The sequence below is a fragment of the Nonomuraea sp. NPDC026600 genome (genome assembly GCF_040638335.1).
Lineage (GTDB): Bacteria > Actinomycetota > Actinomycetes > Streptosporangiales > Streptosporangiaceae > Nonomuraea.
In genome coordinates this window covers 311,103-327,248 of record NZ_JBEZYD010000007.1, presented here as the reverse complement: position 1 = coordinate 327,248, position 16,146 = coordinate 311,103, and the positions used below count along the sequence as shown (strand labels likewise).

General features: G+C 72.9%; 11 protein-coding genes and 1 pseudogene. 9 read left to right on the top strand and 3 right to left on the bottom strand.

Annotation, left to right across the window (positions count from 1 at the left end; translation table 11 throughout):
* The first annotated feature begins 51 nt into the window (after positions 1 to 51).
* A complete protein-coding gene (locus AB0F17_RS19835; RefSeq protein ID WP_358024773.1) occupies positions 52 to 1,161 on the top strand; it encodes a Xaa-Pro peptidase family protein in 1,110 nt (369 codons plus the stop codon).
* A gap of 167 nt (positions 1,162 to 1,328) precedes the next feature.
* Entirely contained in the window at positions 1,329 to 4,109 is a 2,781-nt protein-coding gene (locus AB0F17_RS19830; RefSeq protein ID WP_358024770.1) for an AAA family ATPase, read from the top strand.
* A 150-nt stretch (positions 4,110 to 4,259) separates the two neighbouring features.
* Here AB0F17_RS19830 and AB0F17_RS19825 read toward each other — a convergent pair whose 3' ends face one another.
* The 3 genes from AB0F17_RS19825 to AB0F17_RS19815 all read right to left on the bottom strand — a co-directional run bounded on the left by AB0F17_RS19825 (position 4,260) and on the right by AB0F17_RS19815 (position 6,732).
* Positions 4,260 to 4,712 (bottom strand): hypothetical protein, encoded by a 453-nt coding sequence (locus AB0F17_RS19825; RefSeq protein WP_358024767.1) that lies wholly within the window; start codon positions 4,710 to 4,712, stop codon positions 4,260 to 4,262.
* Positions 4,713 to 4,717: 5 nt separating this feature from the next.
* Complete coding sequence (locus AB0F17_RS19820) at positions 4,718 to 5,299, bottom strand: sigma-70 family RNA polymerase sigma factor (RefSeq protein WP_358024764.1); 582 nt, start codon at positions 5,297 to 5,299, stop codon at positions 4,718 to 4,720.
* Between the two features lie 74 nt (positions 5,300 to 5,373).
* Positions 5,374 to 6,732, bottom strand: a complete 1,359-nt coding sequence (locus AB0F17_RS19815) for a S8/S53 family peptidase (RefSeq protein ID WP_358024761.1) — start codon at positions 6,730 to 6,732, stop codon at positions 5,374 to 5,376.
* A 115-nt stretch (positions 6,733 to 6,847) separates the two neighbouring features.
* On the opposite strand from AB0F17_RS19815, the gene AB0F17_RS19810 reads away from it, so the two are divergent.
* The 7 genes and pseudogenes from AB0F17_RS19810 to AB0F17_RS19780 all read left to right on the top strand — a co-directional run bounded on the left by AB0F17_RS19810 (position 6,848) and on the right by AB0F17_RS19780 (position 16,075).
* Positions 6,848 to 9,568: a CHAT domain-containing tetratricopeptide repeat protein gene (locus AB0F17_RS19810; RefSeq protein ID WP_358024758.1), complete on the top strand. Its 2,721-nt coding sequence runs from the start codon at positions 6,848 to 6,850 to the stop codon at positions 9,566 to 9,568.
* A 214-nt stretch (positions 9,569 to 9,782) separates the two neighbouring features.
* Positions 9,783 to 10,634 carry a terpene synthase family protein gene (locus AB0F17_RS19805; RefSeq protein ID WP_358024755.1) on the top strand — a complete coding sequence of 284 codons (852 nt, stop codon included), beginning with the start codon at positions 9,783 to 9,785 and terminating at the stop codon, positions 10,632 to 10,634.
* 284 nt (positions 10,635 to 10,918) lie between these two features.
* Positions 10,919 to 11,476 (top strand): annotated as a pseudogene (locus tag AB0F17_RS19800) (ATP/GTP-binding protein); the annotation flags it as partial.
* 70 nt (positions 11,477 to 11,546) lie between these two features.
* Positions 11,547 to 12,035, top strand: coding sequence for an Lrp/AsnC family transcriptional regulator (locus AB0F17_RS19795; RefSeq protein WP_358024751.1), 489 nt, complete (start codon positions 11,547 to 11,549; stop codon positions 12,033 to 12,035).
* 55 nt (positions 12,036 to 12,090) lie between these two features.
* Positions 12,091 to 12,975, top strand: coding sequence for an IclR family transcriptional regulator (locus AB0F17_RS19790; RefSeq protein ID WP_358024748.1), 885 nt, complete (start codon positions 12,091 to 12,093; stop codon positions 12,973 to 12,975).
* A gap of 62 nt (positions 12,976 to 13,037) precedes the next feature.
* Positions 13,038 to 14,513, top strand: coding sequence for a glycerol kinase GlpK (glpK, locus tag AB0F17_RS19785; RefSeq protein ID WP_358024746.1), 1,476 nt, complete (start codon positions 13,038 to 13,040; stop codon positions 14,511 to 14,513).
* Positions 14,510 to 16,075 carry a glycerol-3-phosphate dehydrogenase/oxidase gene (locus AB0F17_RS19780; RefSeq protein ID WP_358024743.1) on the top strand — a complete coding sequence of 522 codons (1,566 nt, stop codon included), beginning with the start codon at positions 14,510 to 14,512 and terminating at the stop codon, positions 16,073 to 16,075. The genes glpK and AB0F17_RS19780 overlap by 4 nt, the downstream gene beginning before the upstream one ends.
* Positions 16,076 to 16,146: the final 71 nt, after the last annotated feature.

Below are 16,146 nucleotides of genomic sequence, written 5' to 3'. Positions count from 1 at the left end.
GTGAGAGCTTTTCGCGGATTTTAGGAGGAGCGGTCCGAGTAGATTGTGCCTGTGACGTCCTCAGACTTGTATCCCGTGTCCCGCCTGGCCGCCGTCCAGGAGGCCACCGCGAAATCCGGCCTCGACGCCCTCCTGCTCACGCCGGGCTCGGACCTGCGCTATGTGAGCGGCTACGGGGCCAAGCCGCAAGAACGGCTGACCTGCCTGGTGGTGCCGGCCGCCGGCGAGGCGTTCCTGATGGTGCCCCGGCTGGAGCTGCCCGCCGCGCAGGCATCGCCCGCCTCGCGGCTCGGCCTGGACTTCGTGGCGTGGGACGAGACCGATGACCCCTACGGCATCGCGGCCGCGCGGCTCGGCCGGGTGGCCAAGGTCGGGCTGGCCGACCGGATGTTCGCGATGTCGTCGCTGCGCTTCCGCGAGGTCATGCCGCAGACCGAGCAGGTGCTGGCCGGCAGCGTGCTGCGCGAACTGCGGATGCGCAAGTCGCCGGCCGAGGTGGCGGCGCTGCGCGAGGCGGGGGAGGCCATCGACTCGGTGCACCGGCGGGTGCCGGAGTTCCTGCGGGCCGGGCGCACCGAGCGCGAGGTCGGCCGGGACATCGCCGAGGCGATCCTGGCCGCCGGGCACGAGACGGTCGACTTCGTCATCGTCGCCTCGGGCCCCAACGGCGCCAGCCCGCACCATGACGTGTCGGACCGGGTGATCCAGGCGGGCGAGCCCGTGGTGGTCGACATCGGCGGGCAACTGCACAACGGCTACTGCTCCGACTCCACCCGTACGTACTCCGTCGGCGCCCCGCCGGCCGACTTCGCCGAGTACTACGAGGTGCTGCGCCGCGCCCAGGACGCCGCCTGCGCCGCCGTACGGCCGGGCGTGCCGTGCGAGTCGATCGACGCGGCGGCCCGCGACCTGATCGGCGCGGCGGGCTACGGCGACTACTTCATTCACCGCACCGGGCACGGGATCGGCGTGGAGACGCACGAGGAGCCGTACATCGTCTCCGGCAACGCCGAGCCGATGGAGCCCGGCTTCGCCTTCTCCGTCGAGCCGGGCATCTACCTGCCCGAACGGCACGGCGCGCGCATCGAGGACATCGTGGTGTGCACGGAGACCGGCGGCGAGCGGCTGAACGTCACCTCCCGCGACCTGGTGATCGTCTGACGCTGCCGAACCGGCCGACCCGCCGGGCCCTGCTGGGGAACGGCGGGTCGGCTATGTGAAAAGGGAAAACGGTTACCGCCCCTTCGCTGCACGTTTGCGGTGAAAGAGGTGTATCAGGACCCTCCGCGCGCGCTCTGGGAAGTCGAGGGGCGACGGAGGGAGAGGGGATGTTCGTCGGGAGAGCAACGGAGCTCGCCCTGGTGCGCGGGGAATTGCGTGCCGCGGGCAACGGCGCCGTGCGGCGGATGGTCATTGAGGGGCCCGAGGGCATCGGGAAGACGGCGCTGATCCGCCAGGTCCTCGACGGGGAGGCGAACGTACGGGTGCTGGCGGCCAGCGGGGACGAGGCCGAGCGGCACCTGCGGTACGGGATCGTCAGCCAGCTCGCCGACCAGGCGCGATCCGTCCTGGACGGCGCCGGACCAATGGACGCCGGATTCGGGAGAACCGTCCTGGACGGCATCGGACTGGGGAGCGGTGGATCGGGGGGTACCGGCCTGGGGAGGGCCGGACCGGGCGGCTCCGGATCGAGGTTGAGGGGAGCCGGGCCGGAGGGCGCGGCCATCAGGAGCGCGGCGGCGCGGGACCTGTGGTCCGTGGGGGAGGCCCTGTGCGAGGCGGTCGGCCGCCTGCAGGCCGTCGGGCCCGTCGTCGTCCTGGTGGACGACGTTCAGTGGGCCGACAGGGCGTCGCTGCGGGCGCTCGGCTACCTGCTGCGCCGCCTGCGCGCCGGCCGCGTGCTCGTGGTGGTCATCTGCCGCAGCACCGCCGATCCGTGGCTGCCGGAGGGGCTGCGGCGGCTGCTGACCGGCGAGGGCAGGCTCCGTCTCGTCCTCGGCGGCCTGTCCGCCGCGGACCTGGCCGGGTTGACCCCGAACCCGTTGAGCGAGCGTGCCGCCAGCCGTCTGTGCGAGCACACTTCGGGCAATCCGCTGTACGCCCGCGAACTGCTCGCCACCGTCGCGCCGACCATGCTGGCCGATCCCGGCGCCCGGCTGCCCGCTCCCGAGGGTTACGCCCGGTCCTTCGCCCGCCGCCTTCGCGCGTGCGGCGCGGAGACACGCGCGCTCGTCGCCGCCTGTGCCGTGCTCGGCGAGCCGAACCCGCTGCACGTGGTCGCTTCGGTGGCCGCGGTCGCCGGCGAGCCGCTGACCGCGCTCGAAGAGGCGGTCGGCGCCGGGCTGCTCGAGGAGCTCCCCGGACGCTTCGTCGCCTTCCCCGACCCGCTGGCCGCGGCCACCGTCTACGGCTCGCTCGGCGCGGGCGTCCGCGCGCGGCTGCACCTGGCCGCCGCCCGGGTCGTCGAGGCCACCGGTACGGCACTGCGCCACCGCGCCGCTGCGGCGGGCGGGCCCGACCAGCCGCTGGCCGAGGAGCTGGCCAGGTACGCCGCCAAGGAGGCCCAGCACGGCCTCTGGCTCGACGCCGCCGCCCACCTGGAGCTGGCCGCCGGGCTCTGCGAGTGCGCGGCCCGGCGCGACGAGCTGCGTACCGCCGCGTTGAAGCACCTGCTGCTGGGCGGCGACGTCGTCCGCGCGGCCGAGCTGGCCGCCGTCCGCAACGCCGACCCGCGGCCCGTGCGCCGCTACATCCTGGGACGGCTCGCGCTGGCCGCGGGGCGGCTCGACGAGGCCGCCGAACTGCTCGCGGGGGCGTGGCGGGATCGTTCGCCCTGCTTCGCCGCCGACACGGCCGAGCAGCTCGCCTGGCTGTACCTGGTCAAGGGGGATCCCGCCACCGCGGCGACCTGGGCCCGTCTGGCGGCCGGCCAGCCGATCAAGAGCACGACCAGCCGTCCGTACGACGTGCTGGCCCTGAGCACGGCCACCCTCGGCGCGGAGGGACACCCGAAACAGGCCGAGCTTGGCGCGACGCCCGGCGATGGCGGGCGGGCGGCGGGCGCCTTCGGGGGCGGACCCGCGGAAGAGGGTATCCCGGCGGCCGTCGGGCTCCTGCGGGAGGGCGAGGCCGGTGCGGCGGCCGGCGTGCTGGCCAGGGTCGTGACGGCGCGGGATGAGGCGGGGCTGCCGCACCACCGCCTGGTCGGCAGCGCGCTGCTCGCCGTGGCCGAGCACGGCGACGGGCGCTGGGAGGACGCGCTGACGGGGGCGGAGCGGGCGCTGGCTGAGGCGGAGGGACTCGGCCAGCGCTGGCTGCTGCCCACCCTGCACGTGGCGTGCGTCGCGCCGCTGGCCGCGCTGGGAGAGCACGAACGGGCCCTCGCCCACGCCACCGCCGCCAGGGCCGTCGCCCGCTGCCAGCGCAACGTGATGGGCGAGACCCAGGCGGACCTGGCGATGGCGCTGCTCGGCGCCGGGGCCGCGCCGGCGGGTGCCGACGACCCGTTCGTCCCCGACCACCGGCCGCAGCTCATCGAGACCCTCGTCGCGGAGGGACGCCTGGAAGAGGCCGAGACCGAGCTGGCCGCGCTGCCCGGCGATGGCGCGCGGGCGCGGGCCCGGCGGGCCAGGCTCACCGGGCTGCTCTTGGCGGCCAGGAACGTTCCAGCGCGGGCCGAGGAGAGCTTCACCGCCGCCCTGGGCTTCCTGGACGGCGCCGCCTGCCCGCTGGAGGAGGCCCGTGTCCTGCTGGACCTGGGCCGGTTACAGCGGCGTACCGGAAGGCGCAGGGCCGCCGCCGCCCGGCTGCGGGCCGCCGGGGCCATCTTCGCCCGGCTGGGCGCCCGCCCGCTCGTGGCCGCCTGCGCGCAGGAGCTGGAGGCGTGCGGCCTGGAACCGCCGGGCACCGTACGGCTGGGGCTGACGCCTCAGGAGTACAGCACGGCCAGGCTCGTCTCCAGCGGCCTGACCAACCGGCAGATCGCCCGGGAGCTGCTGATCAGCGTCAAGACCGTCGAGTATCACATCGGCAAGATCTACACCAAGCTCGGCATCGGCTCCCGGGTCGCGCTCGCCGCCAAGCTGGCCGCGCTGGAGGAGAGCGCCTGAACCGCCCACAGAGAACCACGACGCCGCGCCGGAGGAGGGAACCGGCGCGGCGCCGCTTCCTGAAGGCGCGTCCAAGAGCTTCCTGAAGGCGCGTCCAAGAGCTTCTTGGAGACCAGTCCAAGAGCTTCCTGGAGTCGCGTTCACGAGTTCCTAGAGACGCGTCCACGAGGTGACGATCGTCGCGCCTCCGTCCGGGGTGACGCGCAGCCGTAGCGGGCCGCGGGCCAGGCCGTCGGCGGTGAAGCGGCCCAGCTCGTCGGAGCGCACGCGCAGCTCCTCGTCGCGCCGCTGGACATCGATCTCCGCGGGCCCCTCCGGCGACAGCCGCCCCACCACCCGGGCCGCGAAGACCTCCAGCTCCACCGCCACGCCGCCCGCCTCGAACGTGAGCAGCCGCGGCAGGCCGGCGCCCCTGACCCTGGTCGAGGGCTCCTCGTCCCAGGAGTCGAAGGTGAGCGCGGCCAGCTCGGCGTCCAGCGTTCTCAGCGTGAACGCCTGCATGGCGTCGTCGAGCAGCGCGGGAGGTACGGGGTCGAGCAGGCCGGCGATCTCGCGCAGTTCGTCCTCCAGCTCGTCTTCCAGGTCGAAGCCCTCATCGTTCATATGCCTCACCTGCGTATTCCGGTCACTCCGCGTTCGGCCACCAGCGTGCGCAGCCGCTGGAGGCAGCGGGCCCTGATCGGGCCGATGCTGCCCACCGCGATGCCCAATCCTGACGCGATCTCCTGATAGGTGGGGCGCGGAGAGGCGATCAGCAGCCGCAGCAGGCGGCGGCAGCGGTCCGACAGCTCCTCGAAGGCGCCCCACATCACCAGCGCGCGCTCGGCGTCGGCGATGGCCTCCTCCGCCTCCAGGATCAGGTGCTCGGGGGAGCGCTCGTCGATGTCCATCCCCAGCAGCTCCATGTCGCTGACGGGCGTGGCCCGCCCGCTCGCGCGGATCACCCGCAGCGCCTCGTGCCGGGCCGTGCTGGCCAGCCAGGCACCCACCTTGTCCGGGTCCCTGAGCCTGGTGAGGTGCTCCGCCAGCCGGAACCACGTCGTCTGGCAGACGTCCTGCGCGTCGGACCCGTTGACGAGATAGGCACGCGCCACCGCCCACACCAGGCCGCTGTGGCGCTGGTAGAGCTCCTTCCAGGCACCGGCGTCCCCATCCGCGGCTGCTCTGACGAGGGCTGCGGTGTCGTCCACGGCGGTCCTTCCCTGTCCTGGAGCGGAGTGCTCATGATATTTCGTGAGACGCTCCAGAACAGGGAGTGGTTGAGTCATCGCAAGAAACCACTGAGATCAGGTATCGCCAGCTGTCCCGAGATGAGCTCCCCGGCCGCCTGCCGCGAGGTCACCCCGGCCTCCGACATGCGCGCCGCGATGAGACCGGCGATGAACGGCGTGGCGAACGACGTACCGCTCCACTGCGCGATCCCGCTGAACTTGACCACGTCCCCCTCCGACAGCGGCGCGACGCAGGTGCAGCCCGGATACAGCGGGACGACCGGGTGGAAGCGGCAGGTCGTGTTGTGCGGATAGTCGTACTCGTAGTCGCCCGAGGTGTAGGCGTTGATCAGTCGCTCTCCCGGCGCGAACACCGTCACCCAGGCACCGTAATTGCTGAAGCACGCCCGGCCGAGCCCGTCCTCGCGCAGCGCGCCCACCGACAGGATCACGTCGCCGGTGGCGTTCACCGCCTCCGCGGCGAACGCGGCCGGCCAGAACGGCACGGTCTCACCGTCGTTGCCGGCCGCGGCCACCAGCAGTGTCTCGGGGTGATCGGCCAACTCGCCGACGAAGTCGGCCAGTCCGAGCAGCGCCTGGGCGTCGTTCGTCCTGGTGCCCGCCGACAGTGACAGGATGTCGGGCCAGCCGTGGGTGTCGAGCGTCTGCAGGAGGAGCAGGCCGAGCTGGTCCTCCTCGACCGCGCCGCCGTACGGGAAGCCGTTGTGGACGCGTACGTCCGTGCTGGGCGCCACGCAGCGCAGCACGCCCGCGATGAACGTGCCGTGGCCGACGTACGGCTTGATGAAGCCGTCGGAGTCCACCTCTTCGGCCTGGGTGGTGACGTCGCCGTCGACCATCGGGATGTTCGGCTGGCCGGAGCTCTGCGCCAGCCACTGGTGGTCGAGGTAGTCGTGCACGAGCCCGGTGTCGATCACCGTGACGTGCGCGTCCTCGCCCCGGTCGCGGCCGGCGATCGGCGGCTTGAGCGGCTCGCCGCTGGGCACCGGCTCGTCCCCCGGGCACAGGTTGACGCCCGAGACCGTGACGAAGTGGACCAGCGTGCTCTGGATCCCGGCCTCCCTGAGCAGGCCGAGGCTGCGGAAGACGTCCCGGGAGCCGATGGACAGCCTGCGTACCGTGACCCGCCGCGCGTCCTGGTCCGGGGGCCAGACCACGCGAACCGGCTCCGGCGACGGAAGGGCGGCCTGGAGGCGGTCGATGGCACGTTCCACGTCGGGCGCGCGGACCAGGACGTGCTCGGCGAGATAGGCGAACCGCGGGAGGACATCGGACTCCGGGGTCGCGCCCTGCGGCCCGGCCACCGCCAGCCTGCCCTCCGGCAGCGCCTCGTTGAGGATCTCGAGCTGCTCCCAGAAACGCATGTCGCGTCCGTAGCGTGGTGTGCTCATCTTTCGGGACCTCCTCGGTGGGTGACTGCGGGCTCGCCATGTATGAGCGGAGTAGCGCGTGCCTGATACACGTGCCGCATGGACGCCCGGATGGCCCGCATCTACCATCGACTGCGTGTCTGGGGAAACGGCGAGGGATTCCCGGATTCCGGCTGATCCGCACGATGTGCTGGCCATGGTCTTCGCGCGTCCGCGCCAGGCCATGACGGCCGCCAAGGCCATGCTCGCCGACGGGCGGGGGCCGTACGAGACCTCGATCGCGCATCAGGCGATCGGCATCCTGCGCCGCGAGTTCGGCGACCTCGACGCGGCGATCCGCGAACTGCGGCAGGCGGTACGGCTGGCGCGGCGCTCCGGCTCGCCCGACCGCGAGGCCGACGTGCTGGCCACCCTCGGCATCGCCCTCCTCCAGCACGGCCGCACCCGGCCCGGCCTGTCCGCGCTCGACACGGCGGCCGCCCTCTCCGGCGGCACCACCAGGGCGCGGGTGCTGTTCAGACGCGCCGGGGCCCGCTGGATCCTCGGCCGGCACGGTGAGGCGCTCGAGGACCTGGAGATCGCCGCCCCGGCGCTGCTCGGCGCAGGCGACACCGTCTGGGCGGCCCGCGCGCTGACCCTGCGCGGGCACGTCCGGCTCGCGCGCGGCTCGGTCGCCCTGGCCGACGAGGACTTCCGGGTCGCCCAGCGGATGTTCGCCACCACCAGCCAGGAACACGACTCGGTGGTCGCCGTCCAGAACCGCGGCGTCGTCGCCTTCAGGGCGGGTGACCTGCCGGTCGCGCTGGACCTGCTCGACGAGGCCGACCGGGGTTTCCAGGCGCTCGGCACCCCGATGTTCGACCTGGCCGCCGACCGGTGCGCGGTACTGCTGGCGGCCGGGCTCGCGCGCGACGCGCTGGAGCAGGCCGACGGTGCGCTGGGGCACCTGGCGCGGCTGCGGGGGCAGGCGACCATGCGGGCCGAGCTGCTGCTCATCGCCGCCCGGGCCGCGCTGCTGGCCGGGGATCCGGGTACGGCCCGGGCGCGGGCGGGGGAGGCGCGGGCCCTGTTCGCCGGCCAGCGGCGCGCCTGGTGGGCGGCACACGCCCAGCTCATCCTGGTCCAGACCGCCCTCACCGAAGCCGCGGCACCGGCCGGGCAGCCCGCCGGTGGTGTGGGGCCGGGGGGTGGGGTGGTGTCCGCCAGGTCGCTGGCCGAGGCCGGGCGGCTGGCGGCCAGGCTGGCGGGGCTCGGCTCGCCGGAGGTGTGGCAGGCTCACCTGCTCGCGGGCCGTACGGCGCTGGTGCTCGGCAGGGGGCGGGAGGCGGATCATCATCTGGCGGAGGCGGCGCGGGCCCGTCACCGTGGTCCCGCGACGGCCAGGGCGGGTGGCTGGCTGGCCGAGGCGCTGCGGGCGGAGGCGGCGGGACGGCCCCGGCGGCTGCTGTACGCCTGCCGGGCGGGACTGGCGCTGATCGAGGAGCACCGGCTCGCGTTCGGGTCGTCGGAGCTGCGGGCCCTGGCGACCGCGCACGGCGCCGAGCTGGTCACGCTGGCCCAGCGGCATTGGCTGCGCGCGGGACGGCCCCGGCACCTGCTCGCCTGGACCGAACGGTGGCGGGCGACCTCGCTGGACGTGCCTCCCGTACGCCCGCCCGACGACCATTGGCTGCTCGCCCAGCTCGCCGCGCTGCGCGAGACCGACCACCTGCTGGGCCGGGCACGGTCCGAGGGCGGCTCGTCGGCGGCCACGCTGGAACGCGACCGGGACCGGCTGGAGGCGCGGGTGCGGGCCGCCACGCTGCGCGTGCGCGGCGCCGGTGCCCGCGACGACGACCCGGGCCCCGGCGGCCGGCGGCTCCTGGCGGCGATCGGCCGCGGCCGGTTGGTCGAGCTGGTGGTGGTCGACGGGGTGCTGTACGCGCTGCTGTGCGGTGACGGCCGGGTACGCCGGTTCACGGTCGGTCCCGCGGCGGCGGCCGTTATGGAGATCGAGTTCGCCAGATCGCGGCTGCGGCGGCTGGCCTACCAGGACCGCGCCGCCCCCCAGGAGCTCGCCCGCCTCGGCGACCGGCTGGAACGCGCCCTCCTGGGACCGGTGGCGACTCGTCTGGGCAACGAGCGGCCGAGCGGTGGGTCGCTTGTCGTGGTGCCGCCGAGCACGCTGCACGGGGCGCCCTGGGGGTTGTTGCCCGCGCTGCGCCGCAGGGCCTTCAGCGTGGCGCCGTCGGCGGCGGCCTGGCTGCGCGCCAGGACGGCCGTCCCGCCCGCCGACGGTGGTGTGGTGCTCGTACGCGGCCCCGGCGTGGCGAACGCCGACGGCGAGGTGCGCTCCATCGCCGAGTTGTACGCCGAAGCTGCGGGACCCGTCACAGGGCCCGGCTCCGCGTTCGGCGGTAGGTCCACAGCAGGACCCGCCACTGTGCTGGCCGATGGTTCGGCGACGGCCCAGGGTGTGCTGGCGGCCATCGACGGCTGCCGTCTCGCGCACCTGGCGGCGCACGGGACGTTCCGGGCCGACAGCCCGCTGTTCTCCTCGCTGCTGCTGGACGATGGCCCCCTCACCGTGTACGACCTCGAACGGCTGCGCCGCGCCCCTTATCGGCTCGTGCTGTCGAGCTGCGACTCCGGGCAGGTGGCCGCGGTGGGGGCCGATGAGGTGCTCGGGCCGGCCACCGCGCTGCTCCGCCTCGGCACGGCCGGCATCGTGGCCAGTGTCGTGCCGGTGAACGACGCGGCGGCGGTGCCCGTCATGGTGGCCCTGCACGACGGGCTGCGGCGCGGTCTCAGCCTGGCGCAGGCGCTCTGCGCGGCCCGCGGCGACGATGTCTCGTTCATCGCGATCGGCGCGGGCTGATAACAGTGGCTGACAGGCGGGCCGACTCGGTGGATGCTGGCACGGGGAACGCTGACACGCTGGATGACGTGGAGGTGACAGTGCGGGGTTACACGGTGGTGTCCCTGCCTTGATCGAATGTGGTTGATCATGTGAGAATTCGCCAGTAGAGGCAGCAATGCCGGTTTGGGGGGGTCGTCGCCCATGATCCGCATGCCCATGGGATGGCTCTAGGATGGCGGACGACGAGCTGAACGAGGCGTTCGAGCTCGGCATGGCGTGCGCGCTCGCGGCGGAGTGCGGCAGGGATCTCCGTCGTTGCGCCCAGATGTACGGCGGGCTGTTCCCGCCGGCGGCCTTCGACGCGGACTTCTACGCCGCTCTGGCGCTGACCGGTGCCTTCAGCGCCCCGTGGGCCACGTCCCACGCGCTCAAGATCGTCAATCGGACCGCGCTCTGGGTGTCGGCCGTCGACCGGCTGGTGGATCACACGACGACGACGCGTTCCCAGGTGACCGCCCTGGCCCGCGACTGCCTGGCCGTGGCCGACGGCGCGGTGCCGCGGGTGGCGGTCACCCGGTTCCTGGCCGACCTGCGTGACGAGCTGGCGACGGTCAAGGACTTCGAGGACCATCGCGTGCTCTGGCGGGATCAGCTGGCCGGCATGTTCGACGCGATGGACAGGGCGTGGGTGTGGCGCGACACCCGGGTCACCCCCACCTTCGCCCGCTACCTGGACAACGCCGACAGCCGGGGATCCTGCTTCGTGGACCTGTCGCACTGGATCTACGCGGGCGACGAGTGGGCCCGGCATCACCTGGAGGAGCTGCGGGCCGTCAGCGCGCACGTGCAGCGCTACCTGCACCTGCTGGGCGACCTCGCCTCCTATCGCAAGGACGTCAGCTGGGGCGACCTCAACGTGCTCATGCTCGGCGTCAGCCGTGCCGAGGTCACGGACGCGATGGCGGGGCTGGCGCACGAGGCGCTGGAGCTGCTCGAGCCGGTACGCGAGCGCAGCCCGCGCACCGCCGTGTACCTGCGGCGACAGATCGGGTTCAACGCGGGGCTGCACGGTATTTCCGGTTAGGCCCTCTGAAGCTGTTACGGTCTCGCAACATGCCATGACAGGGGCCTTTACCGCGGTGGACACCAGGAGCGAATAACTGGTCTAGACACGACAAACCATGACATATTCATTCCTGAGGATGATTGTGGCTTGAGTGGAATATGTGGCGTTGCTAGGGTGTCTCGATGCCAGGCATGTGATTCGACCTTTTCTCTGCTCCTTGACAGGTTCCACTGACCACGGCTCCTCGGGGCGGATTTGTGCATGCGCGGCACGGCCGCGGAGGGATGTACAGGCGGTGCTGGATGGACTTCGGTCGCTCTGATCGATGGAGGTTGCCGACCGCGATCAAGATCCTGATCGCGGGCGGGTTCGGCGCGGGCAAGACGACGATGGTGGGCGCGGTCTCCGAGACCCGCCCGCTGCGTACGGAAGAAGCGCTGACGCACATCGGCACGGACATCGACGACCTCTCGGGCGTCGAGGCCAAGCCGACCACGACCGTGGCCATGGACTTCGGCCGGATCACGATCCGGGACGACTACATGCTGTACCTGTTCGGCACGCCCGGGCAGGAACGGTTCTGGTTCGTCTGGGACGAGCTGGCGATGGGCGCGCTCGGTGCGGTGGTCCTGGCCGACACGCGGCGGCTGGCCGACTGCTTCCCGGCCATCGACTACTTCGAGCGGCGCGGGCAGCCGTTCGTGGTGGCGCTCAACTGCTTCGAAGGCGCGCGCCCCTTCACCGTCGGCGAGGTACGGCAGGCGCTCGGCCTCGACCCGGACATCCCGATCGTGCGCTGCGATGCCCGCAGACGGGATTCCGGCCGGGAAGTGCTCATCACGCTGGTCGAACACGCCATGAACAGAGGAGCCACTCCGGTCGGGACCATGTCGGGACCATGTCGTGACCACGAGCGGCTACCTTTGACCGATGGAGGAGATCGACCGCCAGATCATCACGCTGCTGGCCCGGGACGGCCGGATGAGCTTCACCGATCTGGCCAGGGAGACCGGGCTCTCGGTATCCGCCGTGCACCAGCGGGTCCGCCGCCTGGAAAAGCGCGGAGTCGTTCGCGGCTATGCCGCGATCATCGACTATGACGCGATCGCGCTGCCGATGACGGCGTTCGTGTCCATCAAGCCGATCGACCCCGCCGCGCCCGACGACGCGCCCGAGCGGCTGGCCCACCTGAGCGCGATCGAGGCGTGCCACAGCGTGGCGGGCGACGAGAGCTACATCCTCAAGGTGCGCGTCGCCACGCCGCTGGCGCTGGAGGAGCTGCTGCAGCACATTCGCGCGTCGGCGAACGTCTCCACGCGCACCACCGTCGTGCTGAGCACCCCGTACGAGCACCGGCCGCCCGAGGTGGCGGCCGACGGCGCCGACGAGCCGACGTCCAGCCCGGTGCCCCCTTCCTGAGGACAGTCCACGCTGCATCTGTTCGGCATTGCCGAACCACGGTACGGTGTGGGGCGTGGGAGAGACCATCCAGTCCGTCGAACGGGCCGCCGGCATCCTGAGGCTGCTCGCCTCCGGCCCGCGCGAGCTGGGCGTGGCCGAGCTGGCCCGCGCGATGGGCCTGCCCAAGGGCACGCTGCACGGCATCCTGCGCACGCTGGTCCATGTCGGCTTCGTCGAGCAGGACGCCGCCACGGGCCGCTACCGGCTCGGCGGCACGCTGCTGCACCTGGGCAGCAGCTACCTCGACGTCAACGAGCTGCGCACCCGCTCGCTCAACTGGGCCGACGCCCTGGCCGGGCGCAGCAGGGAGAGCGTGTGGATCGGCACCGCGCACGAGGGCGGCGTCCTGGTGGTCCACCACGTGTTCAGGCCCGACGACAGCATGCAGGTCCTGCAGGTCGGCACGCTGCTGCCCGCGCACGCGACCGCGCTCGGCAAGGTCCTGCTCGCCTACGACCCGTACGGCGACGCGGGGGCGGCGTTCGACGCGCCGTCCGGCACCACGCCCCACGCATCCGGTACGACGTCCCACGCATCCGGTACGACGTCCCACGCGACCGTCGAGACGTCCCACGCGAGCGCCACAGCGACAAGCGGCGACGAGACCGCCGCCGAAGGGCTGCCCGCCTTCACGCCCAGGACCATCACCGGCGCCGACGACCTGGCCAAGGAGCTGGAGCTGGTCCGCGGCCGGGGCTGGGCCTGCGACGTGGAGGAGCTGGTCGAGGGCGAGGTCTCCATCGCCGCCCCGATCAGGGACGGCCGCGGCGTCACCGTCGGCGCCATCGGCGTCAGGGGCGCGGTCGAGCGGCTGGCCGACGACGGCGAGCCGCACATCACGATCGTCTCCTATGTCCGCGACGCCGCCCGCGCCATCACCCGCGACCTGAGCCGGTGACATGGTGACCCGCAAACCCCAGAACCGTTCGGCGATGCCGAACACGCCGAAGTGAGGAAGCCGTGCCCCGACCGCAGTACGTAGCCGCCATCGACCAGGGCACCACGTCCAGCAGGTGCATGGTGTTCGACCAGGCCGGCCGGATCGTCTCGGTGGCGCAGCGGGAGCACCGGCAGATCTTCCCCAGGCCCGGCTGGGTCGAGCACGACGCCGCCGAGATCTGGGACGCCGTCCAGGGCGTGGTGGCCGACGCCGTCACCGGCAGCGGGATCGACTTCGCCCAGCTCGTCGCCCTCGGCATCACCAACCAGCGCGAGACCACCGTCCTGTGGGACCGCCGCACCGGGCGGCCCGTGGCCAACGCGATCGTCTGGCAGGACACCCGTACCGACGCCCTGGTCCGGTCCCTGTCGGAGCACGGGGAGCTCTTCCGCGAGCGGGCCGGGCTGCCGCTGGCCACCTACTTCGCCGGGCCGAAGATCCGCTGGCTGCTCGACGAGACCCCCGGGCTGCGGGAGCGGGCCGAGCGCGGCGACGTGCTGTTCGGCACCGTCGACAGCTGGCTGATCTGGCGGCTCACCGGCCGCCACGTCACCGACGTCACCAACGCCAGCCGTACCATGCTGATGAACCTGCGCACGCTGAGCTGGGACGACGAGCTGCTCGCCGCGCTCGGCGTGCCGCGCGCGATGCTGCCGGAGGTCCGTCCCTCCGCCGAGGTGTACGGCACGACCGGCGATGGCGTGCCGGTGGCGGCGGCGCTGGGTGACCAGCAGGCGGCCCTGTTCGGCCAGACGTGCTTCGGCCCGGGCGAGACCAAGAGCACCTACGGCTCCGGCAGCTTCCTGCTGATGAACACCGGCACCGAGCCGGTCGCCTCCAAGCACGGGCTGCTCACCACCGTCGGCTACCAGATCGGCGACGCCCCCGCCACGTACGCGCTGGAGGGCTCGATCGCCGTCACCGGCTCGCTCGTGCAGTGGCTGCGTGACAATCTCGGCCTGATCTCCAGCGCCGCCGAGATCGAGACCCTCGCGGGCACCGTCGAGGACAACGGCGGCTGCTACTTCGTCCCCGCCTTCTCCGGCCTGTTCGCCCCGCACTGGCGCTCCGACGCGCGCGGCGTGATCGCCGGGCTGACCGGGTTCGTCACCAAGGGGCACATCGCGCGGGCCGTGCTGGAGGCGACCGCCTGGCAGACGCGCGAGGTGGTCGACGCGATGAACGCCGACGCCGGGCTCGCGCTCACCTCGCTGCGCGCCGACGGCGGCATGACCGCCAACAACCTGCTCATGCAGATCCTGGCCGACGTGCTCGCCGTGCCGGTGGTGCGGCCGATGGTGTCGGAGACCACCTGCCTGGGCGCCGCCTACGCGGCCGGGCTGGCCACCGGCTACTGGCCCGACACCGACAGCCTGCGCGCCAACTGGCACAAGGCGGCCGAGTGGCGGCCGAAGATCGGCCAGGACGTGCGCGACAGCGAATACCGCAACTGGCGCAAGGCCATCGAACGCAGCCTCGACTGGAGCACCCCATGACCACGATCGCCTCCCGCGCCGAGACCCGTGAGGAGCTGTCCAGGGGCACCTACGACCTGCTGGTCATCGGCGGCGGCATCCTCGGCACCTCGGTCACCTGGATGGCCGCCCAGGCGGGCCTGCGCGTCGCCATGGTCGACGGCGGCGACTTCGCCGGGGCCACCTCCAGCGCCTCCTCCAAGCTCGTCCACGGCGGCCTGCGCTACCTGCAGACGGGCAACGTCAAGCTGGTCGCCGAGAACCACCGCGAACGCCGGGCGCTGGCCGGCGACATCGCCCCCCACCTGGTCAAGCCGCTCACCTTCGTGGTGCCGGTCTACCGGGGCGGCCCGCACGGCGCCGCCAAGCTGGGCGCGGGCGTGTTCCTGTACTCGGCGCTGTCGGTGTTCGGCGACGGGCTCGGCCGGGTCATCACCGCCGGCCAGGCGCTGGCCAAGGTGCCCGCGCTCCGGCCTGAGGGGCTGCGCGCCGCCGCCGTCTACGGCGACCACCAGATGAACGACAGCCGGGTCGCGGTGATGACCGTGCGCGCCGCCGTCGACGCGGGCGCGGTCGTGCTCAACCACGCCGAGGTCGTCGGCCTGCGCGAAAGCGGCGGCACGGTCTCGGGGGCGGAGCTGTGCGACCGGCTCGACGGCACCGAGTTCGGCGTCGACGCCCGCCTCGTGCTGAACGCCACCGGCCCGTGGGTCGACCACCTGCGCCGCATGGAGGACCCCGGGGCCGCGCCGAGCATCCGCCTGTCGAAGGGCGCCCACCTGGTCATGCGCCGCCACGAGCCGTGGAAGGCGGCCCTGACCACCCCGATCGACAAATACCGCGTGTCCTTCGCCATCCCGTGGGAGGACCACCTGCTGCTCGGCACCACCGACGAGGCCTACGAGGGCGACCCCGCCGGCGTGCGCGCCACCGACGCCGACGTGGCCCAGATCCTCGACGAGGCCGGGCACGCCGTACGCGACTCGCAACTGCGGCGTGAGGACATCACCTACGCCTTCGCCGGGCTGCGCGTGCTGCCGGGCGGCCCCGGCGCGGTGTCGTCGGCCAAGCGGGAGACGGTGGTCAGCCGGGGCAAGGGCGGCATGCTGTCGGTGGCCGGCGGCAAGTGGACCACCTACCGGCACATCGGCAAGGTCGTCCTCGACACGCTCGCCCACCTGCCCGGCCACCCGCTCGGCGACGACCTCGCGGCCATCCTGCCCGCCATGCCGCTGCCCGGCCTGGCCAGCCCCGACGCGGTCGCGATGCGCCTGTGGACCGACCGCGACCCCGGCGCCCGGATGGACCCGCTGGTGGCGCGCCACCTAGCCTCGCACTACGGCTCGATCGCGTTCGACCTGTCCAGGCTCATCCGCGACACGCCCGCGCTCGGCGAGCGCATCCACCCGGACGGGCCGGACATCTGGGCGCAGGCGGTCTACGCGCGCGACCACGAGTGGGCGGCGACGGTCGACGACGTCGTACGGCGCCGCACCACCCTCACGGTCCGCGGCCTCGACACCCCCGACGTCCGCACCCGCGTCGAGACCCTCCTCACCGGCGGCCCGGTCCCGGCGTCGTGACCGCTTCCGACACCTGTCGGGTCCGTTCGTCGTGACCGCTTCCGGGACCTGTCGGGTCCGTTCGTCGTGAC

Excerpts from the sequence above, each read along its gene's own strand:
- AB0F17_RS19830 (WP_358024770.1), top strand. The coding sequence starts at position 1,329 with ATGTTCGTCGGGAGAGCAACGGAGCTCGCCCTGGTGCGCGGGGAATTG.
- AB0F17_RS19825 (WP_358024767.1), bottom strand. The coding sequence starts at position 4,712 with ATGAACGATGAGGGCTTCGACCTGGAAGACGAGCTGGAGGACGAACTG.
- AB0F17_RS19795 (WP_358024751.1), top strand. The coding sequence starts at position 11,547 with ATGGAGGAGATCGACCGCCAGATCATCACGCTGCTGGCCCGGGACGGC.
- AB0F17_RS19780 (WP_358024743.1), top strand. The coding sequence starts at position 14,510 with ATGACCACGATCGCCTCCCGCGCCGAGACCCGTGAGGAGCTGTCCAGG.
- AB0F17_RS19815 (WP_358024761.1), bottom strand. The coding sequence starts at position 6,732 with ATGAGCACACCACGCTACGGACGCGACATGCGTTTCTGGGAGCAGCTC.
- AB0F17_RS19805 (WP_358024755.1), top strand. The coding sequence starts at position 9,783 with ATGGCGGACGACGAGCTGAACGAGGCGTTCGAGCTCGGCATGGCGTGC.